We start from the raw sequence: 15,803 nt of genomic DNA on the forward strand, positions 1-15,803 counted from the left end.
AATAAGAGTCCGACCTCGACGCATCGGCCCGGAATCTTTATCCGGCTCCGCGCGGCACCGGCGCGGTAGACCGCCTCCGAACCGGCCGCTCGGGCGTCACGATGAGCCAGCTCTCCTCCGAGATCCTCCTTGTTCCGCGGGGCGAAGCCGGCCATTTCCTGCCGGCGGCGCTCGGCTGGATGGGGAAGCGCACCACCGTCACGCACCATCCGGGCGAGGCGAACCATGTGCTGTGCCTGCCGGTCCTCGACTTCGTCCGCCTGGGTTTCCCGGACGCGAACGGACGGCTGGACCTGCTGCAGCCGGGTGACGCCGAGAACCTGCGGGCTGGACGGGCGGCGCTCCTCCTCGACCTGTCGAACGAGGGGCCGGGACTCCACGCCCCGACCTTCGAGGCGCTGCATCGCAACCTCGACGGGCTCGGGATCCCCCGCGACCGGGTCATCCTCGTCTCGCAGAACAGGATGCTGCGCCTGGATTACGAGCGGCTCTACGGGGAGGGCCTGCGCTTCTGGACCTTCGAGTTCTTCCCGCTGCAGGTCGCCCTCTGGCTCGACGCGGAAGCGGGCCCGCGGCTGTTCCCGCAGCATCCGCTCGACCGCACCGGATACGCGCCCTTCGCACGGGATTTCGGGCCCGCGCGCTTTCTCTGCCAGAACGCGGCCCTGCGTTGGCACCGGGTCCTGCTGTACCGCTGGTTCCAGCTCAACGGCATGGATCGGCACGGGCTGATCTCGTTCCACGGCATCGGGGCGGACAACCCGAAGGCCGGCGGCATCAACGTCTTCCACGCCCCGCCGGAGATCGAGGCCGCCTTCGCTCCTCTGCTCGCCGATGTCGGCGACTGGATCCCCCGGCAGGCCCGGCGGATCGATCCGCCCGCCGCGGGTACCGACATGGTGATGACCCTGGATACCCGCGCCTACGCGGATTGCGACCTCACCATCATCTCCGAGACCGACTTCTTCGAGGGCGGGGTCGAGCGCGTCACGGAGAAGTCCCTCAAGGCCGCCGCGACCGGGCTGCCCTTCGTGATGGTCGGCGCGCCCCGGGCCGTCGCGCGGCTGTCGGAACTGGGCTTCCACACCTTCGGCAGCCTGATCGATCATGACTACGATCCGGTCACCGAACCGGCCGAGCGGCTGCCGCGGGTGTTCCGATCGATCGAGCGGGCGTGGGCCGACTGCAGGAGCGACCGCGCTGCACGGCACCGCCGGGCACGGGAGCAGGCCGAGGCGAACGTCGCGCACGCTCGGCACGGTCTGCTGCCGCAGCTCGACCGGGTGATGGTGGCACCGCTGCTCGAGCGGCTGGTCCGGTTCACGGAGACGGGCGCACTGGTTCACTGACGCCCCGTTCGGCTCCGGGCCTGTCGGGTCGTGACCGACGCGCGACCTGCACCCGCTCAGCTCGCCAGCCGCAACGCCTCCGCCATCCGCCGCACGGCCGGTTCGATCGCGCGCTCCGGCACCGCGGCGTAACCCAGAAGCAGCCCCGGCTCTGGCGCGCCGGCATGGTAGGCCGACAGCGCCACCGCGGAGATCCCGGCCCGACCGAGCGCGGCGGCGGCGGCGTGATCGGCGAGGGATGGCGTCCAGGCAGGTCCCGGCCGGGCGATGAGGTGCATGCCGCCCTCCATCGGAGCCACCGCGATCACGTCCGCCGCGTGGCGCCTTGCAGCCTCCACCAGCGCGTCCTGACGCAGGGCATAGAGGCGGCGGGTCCGCCGCAGGTGACCGGCGAGATGGCCGTCCTCGATGAAGCGGGCCAGCGCCCACTGGCCGATTCCGGGCGGGGCCGGACCGGTTTCGGCGAGGGCTTGGTTGACCGGCGCCACGAGGCCGCGCGGCAGGACGAGGTAGCTCAGGCCCAGGGCGGGCAGCAGGAGCTTGGAGAAGCTGCCGACATAGATCACCCGCCCGCCGCGATCGAGGGCGCGCAGCGGTGCGAGCGGGCGCCCGGCATAGCGGTACGCCCCGTCGTAATCGTCCTCGACGATCCAGCCCGAGGCCGCATCCGCCCAGGCCAGGAGATCCAGCCGGTTCTCGAGGCTCATGGCGTAACCGAGGGGGTAATGCTGGGCCGGCGTGACCACGGCGAGCCGGGCGCCGGGCGCCGCGGCCGCCCCGCGGCTTGCCGAGAGGCCGCCCGGCCCGATCGGGATCGGCACAACGCGCAGGCCCGAGCCCGCCAGGGCCCGGGCGATTCCGGGGAAGCCCGGCTCCTCGACCCAAGCGGTCTCGCCCGGATCGAGCAGCAGCTCGGCCAGAAGGCGCAGGCTCTGACGGATGCCCGCCGTGACGATGACGTCGTCGGCCTCGCAGACGACGCCGCGGGCCTGGGCGAGGAAGGCGGCGATCGCCCCGCGTAGCGCCGCCGAGCCGCGCGGATCGGTCCGCTCGGCCGGACCGTGGCGCCACTCCGCCTGGAGCAGGCGGGCCCAGACCTCGTAGGGGAACGCGTCCAGAGCCGGACGGCCGAGGGCGAAGGCGTCGGGGACGCCCGGTCCCGCCATGTAGCGCTGCGACGGTGCACGGACGCGCTCGGCGCCGCGCCGCGACAGCGCCGGCGCCGGTCCGAGGGCCGTCCGAGCGACCGGCCTGGAATGCGGGACCGCATCGTCCGGCAGGATCGCGGCGACGCGCGTGGCCGAGCCGGGCCGCGCCGTCAGGTAGCCTTCCGCGGTGAGCTGCTCCAGGGCCAGCACCACGGTGCCGCGGGCGCAGCCGAGATCCGCCGCGAGGACCCGCGAGGCCGGCAGCCGGGCACCGCGCGGCAGGCGGCGGTCGAGGATGGCCGTTCGCAGGCCCTCGCGCAGCTGCACGTGCAGTGGCAGCGCCGCCGCCGGATCGAGGCTGACGGGCAGCGGAAGCGGCCCCCTGGGCATCGTGCAAACTGGTCCAGCCGGGTTCAGAGAATTGGACCTTTCGCCTGGTCCGCCGCCGGGTCAAGCAGAGCTGTATCCACGTGCCAGACAGGACAGGGGCGATGTACCAGCCGCCGCACTTCCGGGAGGACAGCCAAGCCGCCCAGCACGCGCTGATCCGCGCCCATCCGCTGGGCCTTCTGGTCACCGCCGGGCCGGGCGGTCTCATCGCCAATCCGATCCCCTTCCTCCTCGACGCGGTCGGAGAGCACGGCACGCTGCGAGCCCACCTCGCCCGCGCCAACCCGCAGGGGCGTGAGCTTGCCGCGGTGGAGGAGTGCTTGGTGGTGTTCCAGGGACCCCAGGGCTACGTCACGCCCAGCTGGTACGCGAGCAAGCGCGAGCACGGGCGCGTGGTGCCGACCTGGAACTACGCCACCGTCCATGCCTGGGGCCGACCCCGGGTGATCGAGGCGGCGGACTGGCTGCACCGACAGATCGCCGACCTCACCGCCCTGCGCGAGGCTCCGCGGGCGGCGCCCTGGGCCGTGTCGGACGCGCCCGAGCCGTTCGTCGCCGCGCAGGTCCGGGCGCTCGTCGGCGTCGAAATCCCGATCAGCCGCATCGAGGGGAAATGGAAGATGAGCCAGAACAGGTCCGAAGCGGACCGGCACGGCGTCATGGCCGGCTTCCAGGCGGAGGGCGAACCGGTTCTCGCCGGCCTGATCGCCGAGCGGAGCCCGGCATGAGCGCGCGCCTCAACGAATTCGGCCAGCCGATCGGTCCGGACCTATCGGATTGGACGGCGCGCCCGCGGCCGCCGCGATCGCCCATGGAGGGCCGCACCTGCCGGGTCGTGCCCCTGGTCGCGGAGGCTCACACGGCCGGCCTGTTCGCGACCTACAGCGCAGCGTCCGATACGCGCGGCTGGACCTATCTCGGCGACGAGATGCCCACGAGTGAAGCCGTCTACCGGGCCCGGCTCGAGGCCATGGAGACGAGCCAGGATCCGCTCTTCCACGTGGTGCTCGACCGCGCGAGCGGAGAGGCCCTGGGGATCGCCTCGTATCTGCGGATCGACCCCGGCAACGGGGTGATCGAGGTCGGCCATCTGCATTTCGGGCCGAAGCTTCAGCGCGCGCCCGCCGCCACGGAGGCGATGGCGCTGATGATGACCCGGGCCTTCGATGAGCTGGGCTACCGCCGCTACGAGTGGAAGTGCGACAGCCTCAACGCCCCATCCCGGGCAGCCGCCCTGCGCCTCGGTTTCACCTTCGAGGGCATCTTCCGCAACGCCGTCGTGGTGAAGGGCCGCTCCCGCGACACGGCTTGGTTCTCGATCACCGACGCCGAGTGGCCGCGGGTGCGCGCCGGATTTGCGGCCTGGCTTGACCCGGCAAATTTCGACGCGGAGGGCCGGCAGCGGCGCGGGTTGGCGGAGCTGCGCGAGGCGGTTCGATAAGCGTTGTCGTCCGGCAACGCCGCGCCGTCGAAGCACATGACACCGGAGAGACACTATCGGGCCCGGCCTCGAGCAGCTCGAGCGGCGCAAGACCAGGCCACGATCTGACTTCGCTGTAAGCAGACCGCCAAAGCGGCACGCGACGCGGCTGACCGCTCCAGCGTGACCTGACGACGCCCCTCCCTCGTCCGCTCCCTGGCGGACAGCGAGGGTCATCAGCGACCGCAGAGAGTGAAGAGCGCTCGCTTCAATGCCTTCCGCCCTGTTCAACGAATAATAGGCATCATCCGATGTGCGAAAAACCGCATTCGGATCCGGTATTGGAGATTTAAGAGCTCGTCTCACACCATGCGTGGCAACGCGTGAAGGCGATCCATGCCGCTGTCCTATTCCGCGCGCCTCCGGCGCGACCTCCGTGATTGGCAGGAACGCGGCTTGATCCAGCCGGAGCAGGCCGAGCGCATCGCCGCCCATGCCCTCGCGCCCCGGGGTATGCGGCACCTCCAGACCGCCCTCGCTCTGTGCATCCTCCTCCTCGTGGCGCCCTCCGTCATCGCGTTCGTGGCCGCGAACTGGTCGGCGATGCCGCCGTCCGGGCGGCTGATCGTGCTCTTCCTCGCCAACGCCGCGGCCGTATCCGCCACCTACCTCGCGGCGCAACGTCGTGCCCGTGATCCGGCCGGCACGTCGCACAGGCTCGCGATGGCCTCGCGACCCTGTCGCTCGCCATCGCGACGGCCACGCTGGCCCTGGTCGGGCAGACCTTCCACGTGGCTGCCGACCCCCGCGGCTTCGCCGGGACCGTCGCGGTTCTCGGCCTGGCGACGGCGCTCGTCGCGCGATCCAGCGGTGCGGCCGTGATCGCCTGCATCGCGCTTGTCGCGAGCGATGCGGGCCCCAACGCCCTCGACCTCGGCTTGGTGCGGGGAGAGGCCGCCTCCGGATCAGAACCCTGGTTCTGGATGGTCGGCCCCGCGCTGTTCCTCGCAAGTCTCTCGGGCTGGCTGCGGGCACGCGAGACGACGCTGCTCCTGCTCCTGGTCGTGCTCAGCAACCATCTCGGGAGCACACCTGCAGGATCGATGTTTCTTCTGCCGCCCGACCGGATCCTGTCCGTAGCGGCTCTCGCCCTCGCTCTGGGCCACGTGCTGGCGCGTCTCTCCCGGGAAAAACCATGGGCGACCCGCCTGCACGGCGGCGCGCAGGCGCTCGCGCGCGCGGCTGTCGGCCTCATCCTCCTCGGAATCGTCATGGTCTCGGCGCGCATACTGGGGTTCGGCGGCGCGCAGCCAACCCCAGCGGTGGCGCTCGCATTCGCGGCGATCGCCATCGCCGCGCTCATCCTGGTCCGCCTCCGCGCGTCGGCATCGGCGCTGTCCGCGACGAGCGATCTCCTCGTTCTCGCCGCCGCCGCGCTGGCCCTCCTCGTCTGGCTGATCGCCAGTCTGAGCCGGGAGCCCGCGACGGTCTGGACCGTATGGGGCGGTATCGTGCCGGCGCTCATCCTCGTCGTGGCCGGGCATATCGAGGACAGGCGTGAACTGTACGGCTGGGGATTGGCGCTGACCGCCGGCGTCACGCTGGGCATGCTCGTCGCATCGCGCAATCTCATCGCCTTCTCGGGGAACCTGCTGCTCTGCGCGCTTCTGCTCACGCTGGCACTGTTCGCCTGTCGCTGGGCTGCGCGCCGCATCGATCGGAGAGCCGCGTGAGAGGCCTCATCCTCGGCATCGCCTTCGCCGGCTTGTTGGTGGTCCAGGTGCTCCCGTCAGCGCTCCTGGCGTGGCAGCAGACTGAGCGTCTGAACGACGGGCGCTCGGTCCGCCTGGCCGTCGAGACCCGGGATCCGCGGGATCTGCTCCGCGGCGAGTACAGCGTGCTGACGTACGAGATCGGGCGTCTGCAGGGGATCGGCGCAGGAACGCCGCCCGCGAACTGCAATCTCGAAGCTCGCGAATCGTGCAGTCTCGAGGCCGGGCGCTCCGTCTATCTCCGTCTCTCCGCCGATGCCGAGGGCGTCCACAGGGCAGACGAGGTGCTGTTCGAGCCTCCGGCAGGCGACGTCCCGTTCATCAAGGGTCACCTGAGCTCGGGAACGCTTGTGCGCCAGGGCGCTCCGCTCCGCGCCCGCCCCAGAACCGGTAACCAGCCGGCCGAGCCCGCCATGTGCCAGCGTCTCGCCTGTCTGACAGGCGTCGTGACCTACGGAATCGAACGGTGGTACGGCGCCCAGGGCGTGCCGGCCAAGCTCGACCGCGCAGCCCGAAAGGAGATCCTCGTCGACGTGCGCGTGGCAGCGGACGGCAACGCGGTGCTCGACGGGATCCTGGTTGCGGGCCAGCCTTTCGCCAAGACCGCACGCCTGTGGTGAGGAGCGGCTGAAGTCAGGTGGGCGGACCGGCGATTCGACACGCGGTCCGCTCCAGCGCGGTCCCCAACAGCTCCCGACTAGGCGCGAGCGTCAGTCGGACCGGAGACGTCAGCGCCGCCCCGACGGTCCGGCCGCCAGGAACGCCGCGGCGGTGCGCAGGCTCAACGCCATGATCGTGAGCGCCGGGTTGGCGGCGAGGGAACTCGGGAAGGTCGAGCCGTCGCAGATCCACAGGTTGTCGATGTCGAAGCTGCGGCCGACGGGATCGACCACCGCGCTCGACCCGTCGCGCCCCATCCGGCAGGTGCCGATCGTGTGGGCGACCCGCTCCAGCACCCAGATATCCTCGGCGCCCGCCGCCTCCCAGAGGCCCCGCATGACCTTGGTCGCGTGGGCGTTCAGGCGGTTCTCGTTGGTGCTGTAGCCGAAGCTGATATGGGCCTTGCGCATCCCCCGCGCGTCGGTCTCGTCCGACAAGGTCAGGACGTTCGCGTCGCAGGGCAGGGTCTCGCCGTTGATGCCGATGCCCGCGAGGTTGTTGTAACGGTCGAGGTAGTCGAGCAGCGGCTTGCCCCACAGGCCGCGCCCGCGCGCGACTGCGTTGCCGAAGGTCACCGGCACCACGCCGAGGCTCTGGATGAGGTAGCCGCCGGCGAAGTCGGCACCGGCCCGGATGAAATCCTCGGTGATCAGGGCGGATGGGTAGCCTCGGTTCATCCGCACCTCATGCGGGAACGTGCCCCAGACCTGCGTGGCGACATGGCCCATGTAGTTGCGCCCGACTTGGTCGCTCGAATTGGCCATCCCGAGATGCAGCAGCAGGCGCGGCGTCTCGACGGCGCCGGCACAGAGGAAGACGGCGGCGCAGCGCTGGCGCCGATCCTGGCCGCCCTGCCGGTAGACCACGGCGGTGACCCGGCCGTCGGCGCCGCGCTCCAGCCCGTGCACGAACGCCTCGGGCCGGATCTCCGCGCCATGGGTCACGGCCAGCGGCAGGTAGGTCACGTCCATGCTCGCCTTGGCGCCGTTGCGGCAGCCCTGGTGGCAGTAGCCGCAGTTAATGCAGGCGTTGCGGCGCGGCCCGCCCTCGGAGTCGAAGTCGCGCGAGACGACAGCGGCGGGGGCATCGGCCCAGCGGATACCGAGCGTGTCGCAGGCCTCGCTCATGATCCGCGCCGGGCCGTTCCGCGGAACCGGGGGAGGGGATACCGGCGCTCGGGATCCCAGGGATAGGCCTGCGCCCCCGAGACGCCGAGGAAGCGCTCGACCCGCTCGTAGTATGGCCGCAGCTCGTCATAGGTCAGCGGCCAGTCGACGCCCTCGCCGGACTCGGTGTGGAGCCGCAGGTCGCGGGCATCGGACCGCGGCACGAAGGCGCCCCAGTGCAGCGTCGAACCACCGACTCCGGTGCCGCTGTTGTTGCCGCCGAAGGCCTCGGGCGTCGAGCCGCCGCTCAGGCGCTCCTCGGTCCAGTAGATCTCGTCGGCGAGCGTCTCGTCGAAGGCGAATTTCTCCGGCGTGAAATTCGGTCCGGCCTCCAGGGCGACGACCTTCAGGCCGGCGGCCGCGAGCCGCGCGAGGAGCGGGGCTCCGCCGGCCCCGGTCCCGACGATGACCGCGTCGGCGACATCGTCGGCGCGGTAGGTCCGCATCTCGGCGAGGTTCATCGTGCCGCCTCCACCTGCGCGGGTCGCGGCTCCCAGGGTTCCGGCGCGTCGAGCCCGACTTCGTGGAAGCCGTGCAGCCCCTCGGCGATCGCCCCCGGCCGGTCGCCGCCCGCGCCGATGCCCGAGAACCCGATCCGCGCCAGGGCCGCCGGCTGGCCAGCCAGAGCTTGGTGGCGTCGGCGCGCAGATCCTCGAACCAGAACCGCATCCGGTCGGCGTCGAGCCGGCCGCCGAGGCTCTCCGGCACCGTCAGGTCGCTGCGCTGCGTGAGAACGAGCAACGCGGCCTGCGCCTCCGGGTCGAGGGCGAGGTAGGGCCGATCATGCGCGGCCCGCGCGGCCGCATCAAGCGTGCGCAACGCCGCGCGGTAGGCCTCCGCGTCCGGCGGCAGCGCCGCGTAGCGCCACCCATCGCCGGCATCATCGGCCAGACGTCTGTCGAGCCGGGCCGCCGGATCGATGCCCGGGACCGGCAGGACATGGGCGAGGACGGCGCGCAGGAGCGCGAGTTCCACCGGATTGAGGGCGTTCGGCCGGTAGGCCGGGTCATCCGGCGCGGCGCGGGAATCCAGGACTGAGCGCAGGCGGCTGTTGACCCGGTCCGAGGTGATCAGCGCCTGATAGGCAGCGGGCACCGCAGGGGTTGCGGGTGCCGATCCGCGCGGCCGATCGCCGACATGATCGAGCACCCGTTCGGCCAGGGTCCCGGGTCGCTCCAGCGGCAGGAGATGGCCGACGCCGTCGACGGTGACGCGGCGGTGAAACGCGAGATGCGGCGCCATCAGGGCCTGCTGCGCGTCCGGCCCGAGATCCGCGTCCTCGGAGCCGGCCAGGATCAGCGCCGGCGTGCGCAGGACCCCGATACGGCGGCACCAATCCTCGCGCGCTCCCGCTTCGAGCCACGCCTTCCACGCCTCCGGCGACGCCTGCAGGACGTCGGCCACCGCGCGGGCCTCGGTATCGGGATCCAGTGCGGCCCCGACATTCTCGCGCACGAAGGCCTGCGCCTCACGGCGCCGCGTATCGGGATCCGCGTCGATCCAGGCGATCATCCGCGCGCGGCGATCCTCGGGGATCGGCTCCGGGCTCGGCGGGGAGCCGGAGACCAGGATCAGATCGGTCAGCCCGGCAAGGTCCGGCTCCCCATCCTCGGCACGGCGCGCCAGGACCAGGGCCACCTTGGCGCCCATGCTGTGGCCCGCGATTGCGTAACGCGTGGGCGCCCGGCCGCGCACCGCCGCAGCCACGTGGTCGGCCATGGCGGCGACGGTAAATCCTGTTGTGCCGGCCTCCTGGCCAAAGCCCGGCAAGTCTACGGGCACGCAAGTCAGCGCACCGTCGAGCGCGCCCGCAAGCGGCGCCCAACTTCGCGCACTGCCGCCCAGGAAGTGCAGGCAGAACAGGATTTCAGGTTCAGACATCGCGGAGACATCGCGCGAGCCCGAGATGCTTCAAGCGTACGCGACGCCGCATGGCCGAAGACTTCCCGGAACGCCTGTTGGCCAAGTCCGGGCCGCGTGCGATCACCGCCGCCGGAGGATACCATGACCCCGGACCACGAGCTCGCTTGGCGCGTCGAGGAAGCCTGTCTCAATGCCTGGCCGAGCCCGCGTCAGCTGCTGGTCGAGGGTTACCTTCTGCGCGCCGCCGGGGGCCCGTCGAAGCGGCAGAATTCCGTCAATCCCTTGCGCGGAAGTGGGCCGCCCGAGCCGGCCGTCGCCGCCGCGCGCGCGATCTACGGCCGGCTCGGGCTGCGGGCGATCTTCCGGATCCCGGAGATCGCGCCGCAGATGGAGCCGCTGCTGGCGGGATCCGACTACGACGTGGTCGGCGAGACCTGCACGCTCTTCCGTGACCTCGACGGCCTCCCGGCGGTTCCGGATCCGTCCGTAGCGGTCGCTCCGGCGCCGGGAGCCGACTGGCTGGCCCTGCGCGACGCGGTGAACAGGGCCGATGCCGCCGCCGCACAGGTGTTCCGCGACACGGTCGCAGCCCTGGTCCAGCCGCGCGCCTTCGCGACCGCCGCCGCCGAGGGCGGTCTCGCGGCGATCGCCTTCGGCGTGCTCGATCGGGAGCTTCTGGTCATCGAGTCGGTGGTCACGCTCGAAGCCCTGCGCGGCCGGGGCCACGCCAAGCGCGCCGTCACGGCGCTGTTGCGGTGGGCGCGCCAGGAGGGTGCGCGGTCGGCCTGCCTGCAGGTGGTCGCCACCAACACGCCGGCGCGGGCGCTCTACGGCGGGCTCGGCTTCAAGACGGAGCTCTACCGCTACCATTACCGCGTCGGGCCCGCCTGAGCCCGCGGGCGGCCTCAGGCGTCGAACAGCGACCCCTGCCGCACCGGCGTGGCCGGCTTCGAGGCCGTCCGCCGCTCCGCGGCGCGAGAGGCTGACGGAGTCCGCAGGCCGACCGGATGCGCAGCCTTGCCGGCCGAGGATGAGTCGGCTCCGCCGTCGGGGACCGCCTCGACGCTGCCGTCGGCGAATTGCAGGCTCAGTCTCCGTGCCGCTGCCGCGTCCGCGGCATGCCGCACCGGGAGGCCGGCGGCGTCTCGCACGAGCACGTAGCCGCGTTCGAGCACGGCGCGGTAGCTGAGCGAGCCCAGCAATCCCGCCAAGCCCTCCAGCCGGTCGCGCCGGCGCTCAACGCTCCGCGTCCCCGCCTGGATGAGGCGGTCCGAGAGGGCGAGCAGACGGTCGGCGCGGCGCGCCTGAAGCGCCCGGGCCCGTTCCAGGCTGGCGTCCCGGGCGACGACGAGGCGGCGTCCGAGCTGGACAAGCGCCTCGCCCTTGCGCTGCACGTCGTTGCGCAGGGCGTGGAGCGGCCGGTGGTCGATCCGCGCCAGCCGTGCGCGGGCGTTGGCGAGCGCCACGTCGGGGGAGCGACGTGCCATCCGGTCGAGGAGCAGCTGGAGCCGCGCCCGGTGACGGCTGGCGCCCGCCGCCAGCGCCGGGGCGAGGCGCGCCTCGGCGAGGTCGAGCCGCTGCCGCTTCGCGGCGAGCAGGACGTCGGCGCTCGGCAGCGCCCGGCCGAGGGCCCGCAGGTCGACCCGGTCGCGCTCGATCCGCCGCCCGACCGCCCCGACGCTCCGGGCGGCGAGATCCGCAACCGTGGCGATCAGGTCGGCGCGGACCGGCACGGCCATCTCGGCGGCGCCTGTGGGTGTCGGGGCGCGGCGGTCGGAGACGTAGTCGATCAGCGTCGTATCGGTTTCGTGCCCGACCGCCGAGATCAGCGGGATCGCGCTCTCGAACGCGGCGCGGACCACACATTCCTCGTTGAAGGCCCAGAGATCCTCGATGGAGCCGCCGCCGCGAGCGACGATCAGCACGTCCGGGCGCGGAACAGGGCCGCCGGGCTTCAGCGCGTTGAAGCCGCGGATCGCGGCCGCGACCTCCTCGGCAGCGCCGTCGCCCTGGACCCGGACCGGCCAGACCAGAACGGGGCGGGGGAAGCGGTCCTCCAGCCGGTGGAGGATGTCACGGATCACCGCGCCGGTGGGGGAGGTGACGACGCCGACGACCCGCGGCAGATAGGGGATCGCGCGCTTGTGCTCCGGGGCGAACAGCCCCTCGGCGGCGAGCTGCTTCTTGCGCTCCTCCAGCAGCGCCATCCAGGCGCCGAGGCCCGCCGGCTCCAGGCTCTCGACCACGATCTGGTACGAGGACTTGCCCGCGAAGGTGGTGATGCGGCCGGTGGCGATGACCTCCAGCCCCTCCTGCGGGCGCTGGCGCAGGCGACCGAACACGCCCTTCCAGACGACCGCGTCGATGCGCGCCTGACCATCCTTCAGGGAGAAATAGGCATGGCCCGAGCCGTGCTGACCGCGATAGCCCGATATCTCGCCGCGCAGGCGCACATGGCCGAACGCGTCCTCCAGCGTGCGCTTCAGCGCGCCGGCGAGGTCGCCCACCGTCCATTCGGGCTGATTGGCGGTGAGCACGCTGGTCGGCGGGATATCCGCCGCCTGGCTGGCTGATGGACGCGGGGGCGGCACGAGGGGCATGGCCGGACGCTAGAGCATGACGCGGCCGCACGGAAGCGCCGGCCCGGAGACTTACTCCACCGCGAGTTCGCGCGGGCGATCCGAGAGCGCCACGGGCGGCACCAGGAGCGACAGGAGCAGGGTCAGCACGGCGACCGCGAAGACCGTCCAGAACGTGCCGTGGAGAGCGTGCTGGAGCCCGTCGCGGATCGCGTCGCCCCCGGGGCCAAGGCTTGCCGGATCGTCGAGCAGGCGCCGCAGCTCGTCGGAATTGACCGTCGGCCCGCTCGTGGGGTGCGCCAGCCTGTAGTTCAGCACGGCGCCGAGAACGGTGGCCCCCAATGTCGAGCCGAGGTTGCGCGCGAAGATGTTCGAGGCCGTCGCCGCCCCGCGCTGCGCCCAGGCGACGCTGTCCTGGATGATCACGATGGCGGCGGTCGACAGGAATCCCATACCGAGCCCCATCACCACCGAGCCGCAGGCCGCGACCACCGGGGAGGTCGCGGGACCCAGGGCGACGAACGCGGTCGCACCGAGCGGCAGCAGGGTCGCGCCGACCAGCAGGATCGGGCGCAGCCCGAAGCGCACGAAGCTGCGCGCGGCCGTGGTGGCGCCGATCGGCCAGCCGAGCACCATCAAGGTCAGCGTCAGGCCGGCGATCAGGGGCGATTGCCGCAAGACGCCCTGGACGTACATCGGCAGGAACGCCGTGAGCCCGATCACCGTCATGCCGGACAGAAGCGTCGCGGTGTTGGCGGTGGCGATCGGCCGCTGCATCCACAGGCGGATATCGAGCATCGGATCGGGGGCCCGCCGCTCCTGAAGCACGAACAGGATCGCGGCGACCACGAAGCCCACGGCCGGCCACAGCGCTGCGGCGGCCGATTCGCCGGCCTCGGTCAACGCGATCATGAGCGCCGCGATGGCGGCGGTGAACAGGGCGGCGCCGAGGGCGTCAATCTGACGGCTGCGCCGCTCGACGCCCTCGTGCAGGAAGCGGAGGAACAGTCCAGCCGCGATCACCCCGATCGGCAGGTTGATCCAGAAGATCCACGGCCAGCTCAGATGGCCGATGATCAGGCCGCCGACCAGCGGCCCGGCCACCGAGGAGATGCCCCAGACGCTCGCGAGGTAGCCCTGGACCCGGCCGCGCTCCCGCGCCGAGTAGAGGTCGCCGACCACCGTCAGGCTCACCGGCTGAATCGCGCCGGCGCCGACGCCCTGCACGAGGCGGAACAGGATCAGGGACGGCATCGACCAGGCCAGGCCGCAGAGCCACGAGCCCACCAGGAACACCGCGATGCCGAACAGCAGCACCGGCCGGCGGCCGTAGAGATCGGACAGCTTGCCGAACACCACCGTCGTGGCGGTCTGGGTCAGCAGGAACGAGGCGAAGACCCAGGCATAGAGGTGGAGATCGCCGAGCTGGCCGGCGATCTGCGGCATCGCCGTCGACACGATGGTCGCCTCGATGGCGATCATGAACATCGCCGCCATCACCGCGGCGAGGACCAGCGGGCGGCGCGTCTCAGCGGGATTCGGCATGGACGCGGTCTAGTCCTGACAGCGCCGTCGACCTAGCGTTGAGCGACGCGTAATCCGTCGCCTAAAGCGAGTGTCGTGCGGGAACGCACATGATCGGCTCTGCCGAGACAGCCGCGAGGCCTGCGTGCCAGCGGGGCCCATCCAGCGTCAGGCTTCTCACTGCGTCATTCCGGGGCACCGAAGGTGAGCCCGGAATCTAGAACCGCAATCTATGCCAGCGCTTGGCTCCTCGGCGGCTCTGGATCCCGGGCTCCGCTCCGCGGCCCCGGGATGACGAAATGGCAGCTGAACCAACAGCGCAGCGACTTGCAATGAGCGACCTGCCGGCTTCGACCGGCAGGCCCGCGAACGGCGTTTCCCGCCCGCCGCTACGCCGCCGTATCGGCGTCGAGATCGCGCCCCCGGGTTTCCGGCAGCAGCAGCGCGGCGATCGTGCCGACGAGGCTGAAGGCTGCGAGGTAGTAGGCGGGCGCGAGCCGGTCGCCGGTCGCGGCGATCAGCCAGTTCACGAGATAGTTGGTGCTGCCGCCAAACACCGAGACTGCCACCGCGTAGACGATCGACAGGCCGGCGCTGCGCACCGCCCGCGGCAGCGCCTCGGGGATGCCGACGATCACCGCCGCGGCGTTGATCGAGGACAGGGCCGAGAGCAGGAACGTCACCGCGTAGACGCTCGCCGCACTCGGGGCGTGCAGCACCCAGGCGAAGGCCGGGACGGCGAGGACCAGGATCAGCGCCCGCGGCCAGATCATCACCGGCCGCCGCCCGACACGATCTGCGAGCCAGCCGCCGAGCAGCGGGAACACCACCGAGGCGAGGCCCAGCGCGATCGGCACCGCCGTGGACGCGGTCTCGCTGAGGCCGAGCGTCGCGCCGGCATAGACCGGCATGTTGGTGCCGACGGAATTCGAGACCGTGGAGGCCGCTATGACCAGGAAGGTCAGACCGAGCAGCCGGCCGTGCTCGCGAAGCAGCCGCCCGACCACCGCGAGCGTCGAGGCGGCCGCGTGCGGATCCTCCTCGGCGCCGGCCGTCTCCGGAAGATGGCTGCGGATCACGAGGCCCACCGGAACCACGCACAGGCCGAGCGCGAACATCAGCCGCCAGCCCCACTCCGCCATGGCGCGGTCCCCGACCGTCAGCGCCAGCGTGGTCGCCACGAGACCGGCGAACAGGGCGGCGCAACCCTGGCTGGCAATCTGCCAGCTCGTCACGAAGCCGCGCCGGTCCGGAGGCGCGGCCTCCAGCAGGTAGGCCGTCGACGGGCCGACCTCGCCGCCGAGCGCGAGGCCCTGAACGAGCCGGCCGGCGATGACGATGACCTGCGCCCAGCCGCCGATCGTGGCGTAGGACGGGCAGACCGCCAGCATCAGCATGCCGACCGCCATCAGCGCGATGGTGATCAGCATTGCGGGCTTGCGACCAGCGCGGTCCGCGAAGGCGCCGATCAGCGCGCCCCCGATCGGCCGCATGACGTAGCCGATGCCGAACAGGGCCAGCGAGGCGAGCAGGCTGTGGGTCGGGTCGTTGGCCGGGAAGAACGCCTCGCCGATCGCCTTGGCGAAGAAGGCGTAGACGGTGAAGTCGTAGAATTCGAGCGCGTTGCCGAGTACCACGGCACCCACCGCCTTGCGGTTCAGGGCCGGGTGCATGGGCGCGGCGAGACTCGATCTGGTCCGCGCGTCCATCAGCGCACCGGGCCGGACGGCGTGTGGACCGGATCCTTGGCGATCCCGCCGGTGACGGGCTCGACGCCGGCCTTCACGGCGTCATCGTAGCCGGCCAGCCAGAGCGTGCGCGCCTCTGTCCCCTCGGCATAGGGGCAGGCCTCGCGGGCCAAGCCCTTCAGGGGCGCGGCGCGGCCGAGTGCCCGTGCGTCGAGATCGTTGGGGGGTGTATCCATCCTGTCGC

At 71.8% G+C, this 15,803-nt stretch carries 14 protein-coding genes and 1 pseudogene; 7 read left to right on the top strand and 8 right to left on the bottom strand.

Features of this window, described 5'->3' with window-relative positions:
- Positions 1-101: 101 nt before the first annotated feature.
- On the top strand, positions 102-1,349 hold the full coding sequence (locus tag M6G65_RS02475) for a hypothetical protein (protein WP_250103528.1): 1,248 nt from the start codon (positions 102-104) through the stop codon (positions 1,347-1,349).
- Between the two features lie 56 nt (positions 1,350-1,405).
- Here M6G65_RS02475 and pdxR read toward each other — a convergent pair whose 3' ends face one another.
- A complete protein-coding gene (pdxR, locus tag M6G65_RS02480) occupies positions 1,406-2,887 on the bottom strand; it encodes a MocR-like pyridoxine biosynthesis transcription factor PdxR (RefSeq protein ID WP_238196528.1) in 1,482 nt (493 codons plus the stop codon).
- Positions 2,888-2,988: 101 nt separating this feature from the next.
- On the opposite strand from pdxR, the gene M6G65_RS02485 reads away from it, so the two are divergent.
- The 5 genes from M6G65_RS02485 to M6G65_RS02505 all read left to right on the top strand — a co-directional run bounded on the left by M6G65_RS02485 (position 2,989) and on the right by M6G65_RS02505 (position 6,699).
- The gene (locus M6G65_RS02485; RefSeq protein ID WP_238196527.1) at positions 2,989-3,615 is read left to right on the top strand and encodes an FMN-binding negative transcriptional regulator; all 627 of its coding nucleotides are present in this window, start codon (positions 2,989-2,991) and stop codon (positions 3,613-3,615) included.
- Positions 3,612-4,328 (top strand): GNAT family N-acetyltransferase, encoded by a 717-nt coding sequence (locus M6G65_RS02490; RefSeq protein ID WP_238196526.1) that lies wholly within the window; start codon positions 3,612-3,614, stop codon positions 4,326-4,328. Before M6G65_RS02485 ends, M6G65_RS02490 begins: the two co-directional genes overlap by 4 nt.
- Positions 4,329-4,763: 435 nt before the next feature.
- Complete coding sequence (locus tag M6G65_RS02495; RefSeq protein WP_250103529.1) at positions 4,764-5,189, top strand: DUF2157 domain-containing protein; 426 nt, start codon at positions 4,764-4,766, stop codon at positions 5,187-5,189.
- Positions 5,190-5,290: 101 nt separating this feature from the next.
- Positions 5,291-6,040: a hypothetical protein gene (locus M6G65_RS02500; protein ID WP_250103530.1), complete on the top strand. Its 750-nt coding sequence runs from the start codon at positions 5,291-5,293 to the stop codon at positions 6,038-6,040.
- Positions 6,037-6,699, top strand: a complete 663-nt coding sequence (locus M6G65_RS02505) for a GDYXXLXY domain-containing protein (protein WP_238196524.1) — start codon at positions 6,037-6,039, stop codon at positions 6,697-6,699. The genes M6G65_RS02500 and M6G65_RS02505 overlap by 4 nt, the downstream gene beginning before the upstream one ends.
- Positions 6,700-6,807: 108 nt before the next feature.
- On the opposite strand, the gene M6G65_RS02510 is transcribed toward M6G65_RS02505, so the two are convergent.
- The 3 genes and pseudogenes from M6G65_RS02510 to M6G65_RS02520 all read right to left on the bottom strand — a co-directional run.
- Positions 6,808-7,866, bottom strand: coding sequence for a GMC oxidoreductase (locus tag M6G65_RS02510; RefSeq protein WP_250103531.1), 1,059 nt, complete (start codon positions 7,864-7,866; stop codon positions 6,808-6,810).
- Complete coding sequence (locus M6G65_RS02515) at positions 7,863-8,366, bottom strand: GMC family oxidoreductase (RefSeq protein WP_250104334.1); 504 nt, start codon at positions 8,364-8,366, stop codon at positions 7,863-7,865. The genes M6G65_RS02510 and M6G65_RS02515 overlap by 4 nt, the downstream gene beginning before the upstream one ends.
- Positions 8,367-8,595: 229 nt before the next feature.
- Positions 8,596-9,786 (bottom strand): annotated as a pseudogene (locus M6G65_RS02520) (alpha/beta hydrolase); the annotation flags it as partial.
- 123 nt (positions 9,787-9,909) lie between these two features.
- Here M6G65_RS02520 and M6G65_RS02525 point away from each other — a divergent pair.
- The gene (locus M6G65_RS02525; RefSeq protein WP_250103532.1) at positions 9,910-10,659 is read left to right on the top strand and encodes a GNAT family N-acetyltransferase; all 750 of its coding nucleotides are present in this window, start codon (positions 9,910-9,912) and stop codon (positions 10,657-10,659) included.
- A gap of 14 nt (positions 10,660-10,673) precedes the next feature.
- Here M6G65_RS02525 and xseA read toward each other — a convergent pair whose 3' ends face one another.
- The 4 genes from xseA to M6G65_RS02545 form a co-directional block, all read right to left on the bottom strand.
- Complete coding sequence (xseA, locus tag M6G65_RS02530; RefSeq protein WP_238196520.1) at positions 10,674-12,368, bottom strand: exodeoxyribonuclease VII large subunit; 1,695 nt, start codon at positions 12,366-12,368, stop codon at positions 10,674-10,676.
- Between the two features lie 51 nt (positions 12,369-12,419).
- A complete protein-coding gene (locus M6G65_RS02535; protein WP_238196519.1) occupies positions 12,420-13,892 on the bottom strand; it encodes an MDR family MFS transporter in 1,473 nt (490 codons plus the stop codon).
- 368 nt (positions 13,893-14,260) lie between these two features.
- Positions 14,261-15,580, bottom strand: a complete 1,320-nt coding sequence (locus tag M6G65_RS02540; protein ID WP_238196518.1) for an MFS transporter — start codon at positions 15,578-15,580, stop codon at positions 14,261-14,263.
- Positions 15,580-15,795, bottom strand: a complete 216-nt coding sequence (locus M6G65_RS02545) for a ribosome modulation factor (RefSeq protein ID WP_238196517.1) — start codon at positions 15,793-15,795, stop codon at positions 15,580-15,582. Before M6G65_RS02545 ends, M6G65_RS02540 begins: the two co-directional genes overlap by 1 nt.
- Positions 15,796-15,803 lie beyond the last annotated feature (8 nt).

This window comes from Methylobacterium tardum, from assembly GCF_023546765.1.
In the GTDB taxonomy this organism is placed as follows: Bacteria; Pseudomonadota; Alphaproteobacteria; order Rhizobiales; family Beijerinckiaceae; genus Methylobacterium; species Methylobacterium tardum.

Coding starts and splice junctions, on each gene's coding strand:
- M6G65_RS02475 (WP_250103528.1), top strand. CDS start 102: ATGAGCCAGCTCTCCTCCGAGATCCTCCTTGTTCCGCGGGGCGAAGCC.
- pdxR (WP_238196528.1), bottom strand. CDS start 2,887: ATGCCCAGGGGGCCGCTTCCGCTGCCCGTCAGCCTCGATCCGGCGGCG.
- M6G65_RS02485 (WP_238196527.1), top strand. CDS start 2,989: ATGTACCAGCCGCCGCACTTCCGGGAGGACAGCCAAGCCGCCCAGCAC.
- M6G65_RS02490 (WP_238196526.1), top strand. CDS start 3,612: ATGAGCGCGCGCCTCAACGAATTCGGCCAGCCGATCGGTCCGGACCTA.
- M6G65_RS02500 (WP_250103530.1), top strand. CDS start 5,291: ATGGTCGGCCCCGCGCTGTTCCTCGCAAGTCTCTCGGGCTGGCTGCGG.
- M6G65_RS02510 (WP_250103531.1), bottom strand. CDS start 7,866: ATGAGCGAGGCCTGCGACACGCTCGGTATCCGCTGGGCCGATGCCCCC.
- M6G65_RS02515 (WP_250104334.1), bottom strand. CDS start 8,366: ATGAACCTCGCCGAGATGCGGACCTACCGCGCCGACGATGTCGCCGAC.
- M6G65_RS02525 (WP_250103532.1), top strand. CDS start 9,910: ATGACCCCGGACCACGAGCTCGCTTGGCGCGTCGAGGAAGCCTGTCTC.
- xseA (WP_238196520.1), bottom strand. CDS start 12,368: ATGCCCCTCGTGCCGCCCCCGCGTCCATCAGCCAGCCAGGCGGCGGAT.
- M6G65_RS02535 (WP_238196519.1), bottom strand. CDS start 13,892: ATGCCGAATCCCGCTGAGACGCGCCGCCCGCTGGTCCTCGCCGCGGTG.
- M6G65_RS02540 (WP_238196518.1), bottom strand. CDS start 15,580: ATGGACGCGCGGACCAGATCGAGTCTCGCCGCGCCCATGCACCCGGCC.
- M6G65_RS02545 (WP_238196517.1), bottom strand. CDS start 15,795: ATGGATACACCCCCCAACGATCTCGACGCACGGGCACTCGGCCGCGCC.